Source organism: Streptomyces ipomoeae 91-03 (assembly GCF_000317595.1).
Taxonomy (GTDB): domain Bacteria; phylum Actinomycetota; class Actinomycetes; order Streptomycetales; family Streptomycetaceae; genus Streptomyces; species Streptomyces ipomoeae.
In genome coordinates this window covers 1-4,398 of the sequence record NZ_AEJC01000522.1, presented here as the reverse complement: position 1 = coordinate 4,398, position 4,398 = coordinate 1, and the positions used below count along the sequence as shown (strand labels likewise).

The window sequence follows — 4,398 nt, the reverse complement described above, 5'->3', positions numbered from 1 at the left end:
AACCCCTCCCATTCCCCTCCTCTTCCCGTCGGCTCCCATCGGCTTCCCGTCAGCTTCCCGTCAGCGCATGAAGTCCCGCACGGCCTGGGCGATCCCGTTCTCGTCCAGGCCGTCCGCGTCCCCGAGGGCCAGCAGACGGTGCGGGACATGAACGAGAGTCTCGGCGACATGGCGGGCCGAGGTGCCGGGGAGGCAGGGCTCGACCAGGATCACATCGGCGTGGTCGGCGGCGAGCACGGCGGTGCGCAGGCCGATCTCGTCGAAGGGACGGACGGTGGTGGCGTAGAGCACGGCCAGATCCAGTCCGGCCGTGGCGCGCAGCACCGGATCGAGGGCGGAGCCCACGGCGAGGATGACGCCGTCGAGCCCCGGCCGGACGAGTTGGAAGCCGGCCGTCGTGTCGCGCGGGTCGGTGTTGGAGCGGGCCGAGACATGGACGTACGCGTGTTCGCCGCGGGCCCTGGCGCCCGTGATCGCGCGGCGCACCTCCTCGGGGTGGCCGGGGACGTGCACGGTCCAGCCAGGGGCGGCGGCGTACCGGTTCAGCTCGTCCACGGCTCCGTATCCGACCAGTACGGTGCCGGCCGGACCGGGGTCGTGGTCGGCCCCCTCCGCCTTCGGCTCGGGGAGGGTTTCGGCGACGACGAGCAGCATGTCGGTCTGCACAGGAAGGCCCTTCTGTCAGTGTTCCGTTAAAAACAAGAAACATGAGAAACGCGTTAGAAATAACGGACGGAAACGCTGTCCTCCCTTCTCTCCTATCGCGCTCGATGCCCCGGAATGCTGCCCTCCGCCCAACAGCCCCCAAGCTTTAACCAAAGCAAAAGGAATGTGGGTGTCTCTTTGCCTTGCCAAGGCGTACTTCTGGTGTCTGTGAGGACCGGACCTGCGTAACTTGACGTTGATCAACTTCCTCGTGAAAGCTCCAGAAACAGGAGGCGGCACCCACCCATGGCCGACACCGGAACGCACGTCGAGACATCACCTCTCGTCCACCTCATCGCGGGGCCGACCGGCGTCGGGAAGAGCGCGGCGGCCACGGAACTGGCCCGGGAGACCGGCGCCCCCGTCGTGGTCGCCGACCGGCTGCAGTGCTTCACCGACCTGGCCACCGCGAGCGCCCGCGCGGGCGCCGAGGTGCCGGACGTCCAGCGGTACTGGCTGGGCGACCGGACCGTGGCCGACGGCGACCTGTCCGCCTCCGCCGCGACGGATGCCCTGGTCGCGCTGGTGGAACGGCTCGCCATCCGGCATCCGCTCGTGATCGTCGAGGGCGGCTCCATCTCCCTGCTGCGCGAGCTGTCCGAGCGCCGCGCCGCGCTGTCCTGGCGGCTGACCGTACGGCTGATGCCGCTCCCGGACCGGAGCGACTACGTGGCCGCGCTGACCCGCCGGGCCCGGACGATGCTCGCCCCACCGCCTCCCGAGCGGGGTCTGCTCGACGAGCTGGCCACGCTCTGGCGGGACCCGCACCGGCGCTACTTCGCGGCTTCCGTCAACGGCTTCGAGACCGTTCTGGAATGCTGCGCCAAGTATTCACTGGACGTGAAAACCCTCCACAAACGGAATCTCCCGGAGCACATCCTGGCGCGTATGGCGGCATTGATAGCCGAGCGCCATGCCGAACACGGAATTCTGCAGCACCAGGTGTTCACCGAAATTTTCGCGGACCGGATTTCCGGATCACGATGCGACCTGGGCGCGCTGGAGCGTGTGGCATGACCGGACTATCCGAACTTGTTTCCCCGTCGGATGCTCTCGGTGAGGCGTTCGCGCGGGCCGCGGACGATTTCGGTCACATCGTCACGAGCCGGCCGCTGAGTGTCCTCGCCCCTCGGTCCACGGCCGAGATCCAGGACGCCCTCGCCCTCGCCGGCCCGCGCGCGCTGCCGGTCTCGGCGCGCGGCGGCGGCTACGCCCTGTACGGGCAGGGGCAGGTGGACGGCGGCTGTGTCGTCGACATGGGCGCGCTGAGCGAGGCGCGCTGTGTGCCCGGCGAGCGGATGCTGGTCGCCGGGGCCGGTGCGCTGTGGAGCGATGTCGTGCGCGCCGCCCTCGCCGAGGGTCTCACCCCGCCCGTGCTGCCCGACCACCTCGGCGGCAGCGTCGGCGGAGTGCTCACCACCGGCGGCTTCGGCGGCTCCAGCCACCGGTACGGTCTCGTCGCCGACCAGGTGCGCGAGCTGGACGTCGTCACGGGCGCGGGTGAGGCGGTCACCTGCTCCCGGGAGCGGAACCGGGACCTGTTCCACGCGGTCCTCGCGGGCCTCGGCCAGTGCGCGCTGATCGTCCGGGCCACGCTCGCCCTGATCCCGGCCCCCACCCTCGTACGCCGTTACCGCCTGTACTACGACGCCCCCGCCGCCTATGTCGCCGATCAGCGCGCGCTCTCCCGCGACGACCGCTTCAGCCATGTCTCCGGGCAGGCCAGGCCCGCGGTGGGCGGCAGCTGGGACTACGTGATCGAGGCGGTGGCCCCGCACACGGGCCAACTGCCGCCGGAGGACGCCCTGTTGATCGGCGACCTGGCCCACGACCCCGACACGCAGGAGATCGAGGACCTGGCGTACGGGGAGTATCTGTGCCGTCTCGACCGCGACGAGCGGATCCTGCGGGTCACGGGCGAGTGGAACCGTCCGCACCCGTGGCTCACACTGCTGCTGCCGGAGGAGACGGTCACGTCCTTCGTCCCGGCCGTGCTCGCCGACGGCCCCCAGCACGGGCTGCGCACCAGCGGAGCGGTCCAGCTCCGTCCGCTCACCCGCGCCACCCTGCGCGCCCCGCTGCTGCGCAAGCCCGCCGGCGAACACCTCTGTCTGCTCTCGCTGATGCGTACCGCGCTGCCCCAGGACCCGGACGGCGTACGGCGGTTGGTGGCCGCCAACCGGGCCGTGTACGAACGCGCACTCGCACTCGGAGGTGTCCTGCACCCGTCCAGCGCGCTGCCGATGACGCCCGAGGACTGGCGGGCACACTTCGGGTCCGCCTACGACGGGCTCGCCCGGGCCAGGGCACAGTACGACCCGCACGGCATCCTCACCCGGGGGTACGGACTGTGGCGGTGACCGGGGTGACCGTGTTCTGCGGCGCCTCCTCGGGACACCGCCCGGAGCATCTGCGGACCGCCGCCTAGTTGGGCCGGGCGCTGGCCGGGGCCGGGCTCCGGCTGGTCTACGGCGGTGCCCGCACCGGGCTCATGGGCGCGGTCGCGGACGCCGCCCTGGCCGCCGGGGGCGAGGTGACGGGAGTGATCCCGCGCCGCATGCTGCCGTACGAGATCGCCCACAGCGGGCTCACCGATCTGCGGGTGGTGGCCGACATCCATGAACGCAAGGCGCTCATGGCCGGGTTGGGGGACGCCTTCGTGGCGCTCCCCGGGGGTCTGGGCACGGCGGAGGAACTGTTCGAGGCGCTGGCCTGGGCCCAGATGCGCATCCACCGCAAGCCCTGTCTCCTCCTCGACCCGCACGGCTTCTACCGACCCATGCTCGCCTTCCTCCGGCACGTCCACGACGAGGGCTTTCTGCACCCCGGGGACCTGGAGCGGATCGTGGTCTGCGAGTCGGCGCGGGAGGTCGTCGAGCGGCTGACGACCGCCCCGGCGCCGGCTCCGGCCGGTTCCGTCGCGCCGCGACTGGGTCGTACCGCCTTCCTGTTCTCGGGCGGCGGCTCGCAACAGCCGGGCATGGGGCGTGACGCGTACGACGCGTTCCCGGTGTTCGCGGCGGCCCTCGACGAGGTGTGCGCGGCGCTGGACCCGTATCTCGAAGTGCCGCTGCGGGACGTGATGTTCGCCGAGGCCGGGACGCGTACGGCGGCGCTGCTCGACCGGATCGCCTTCGGCAACCCCGCGATCTTCGCACTCCAGGTCGCGCAGTACCGGCTGCTGGAGAGCCGGGGTGTGAGGCCCCATGTGCTGTTCGGGTATTCGGCCGGGCGGATGGCCGCCGCCCACGCAGCCGGGGTCTTCTCCCTGGCGGACGCCTGTCATGCGGTGGGCACGCTGTCCCGGCTGATGGGCACGCTGCCGACACCGGGGGCGATGGCGGCGGTGGAGGCCGCCCCGGAGGAGCTGGAACCGGAGCCCGGTGTGGTGGTGGCGGCGGTCAACGGCCCCCGGGCGCTGGTGGTCTCGGGCGACCGGGACGCGGTGACGGCCCTCAGCGAGAGATGGGCGGCCCGCGGTCGCCGGACCCGGATGCTCCGCGTGGAGGTGGCCGCGCACTCGCCGCATCTCGACCCCGTGCTGGACGAGTTCCGCCGCGCCCTGAAGACCATGCACCTGCGGGCCCCGCACACCCCGCTGATCTCGGACGTCACGGCGAAGCCGGTCCAGGCGGAGGCCACCGAACCGGACTTCTGGGTACGGGAGTTGCGCGATCCGGTGCGGTTCTCGGA

Annotated in this window: 4 protein-coding genes; 3 read left to right on the top strand and 1 reads right to left on the bottom strand. The window is 71.6% G+C overall.

Going from position 1 to position 4,398, the window contains the following annotated elements; translation table 11 throughout:
- Window positions 1-60: 60 nt before the first annotated feature.
- Window positions 61-666 carry a hypothetical protein gene (locus STRIP9103_RS33930; RefSeq protein WP_009328677.1) on the bottom strand — a complete coding sequence of 202 codons (606 nt, stop codon included), beginning with the start codon at window positions 664-666 and terminating at the stop codon, window positions 61-63.
- Between the two features lie 285 nt (window positions 667-951).
- On the opposite strand from STRIP9103_RS33930, the gene STRIP9103_RS33925 reads away from it, so the two are divergent.
- The 3 genes from STRIP9103_RS33925 to STRIP9103_RS33915 form a co-directional block, all read left to right on the top strand.
- Window positions 952-1,722 (top strand): isopentenyl transferase family protein, encoded by a 771-nt coding sequence (locus STRIP9103_RS33925; protein WP_009328675.1) that lies wholly within the window; start codon window positions 952-954, stop codon window positions 1,720-1,722.
- Entirely contained in the window at window positions 1,719-3,065 is a 1,347-nt protein-coding gene (locus STRIP9103_RS33920) for an FAD-binding protein (RefSeq protein ID WP_009328679.1), read from the top strand. Before STRIP9103_RS33925 ends, STRIP9103_RS33920 begins: the two co-directional genes overlap by 4 nt.
- A 68-nt stretch (window positions 3,066-3,133) precedes the next feature.
- The coding region (locus STRIP9103_RS33915; protein ID WP_234022369.1) for a TIGR00730 family Rossman fold protein at window positions 3,134-4,398 on the top strand (1,265 nt) is incomplete at its 3' end.

What these genes read in the sequence shown, in the direction of transcription:
- STRIP9103_RS33925 (WP_009328675.1), top strand. Translation starts at nt 952, where the DNA reads ATGGCCGACACCGGAACGCACGTCGAGACATCACCTCTCGTCCACCTC.
- STRIP9103_RS33920 (WP_009328679.1), top strand. Translation starts at nt 1,719, where the DNA reads ATGACCGGACTATCCGAACTTGTTTCCCCGTCGGATGCTCTCGGTGAG.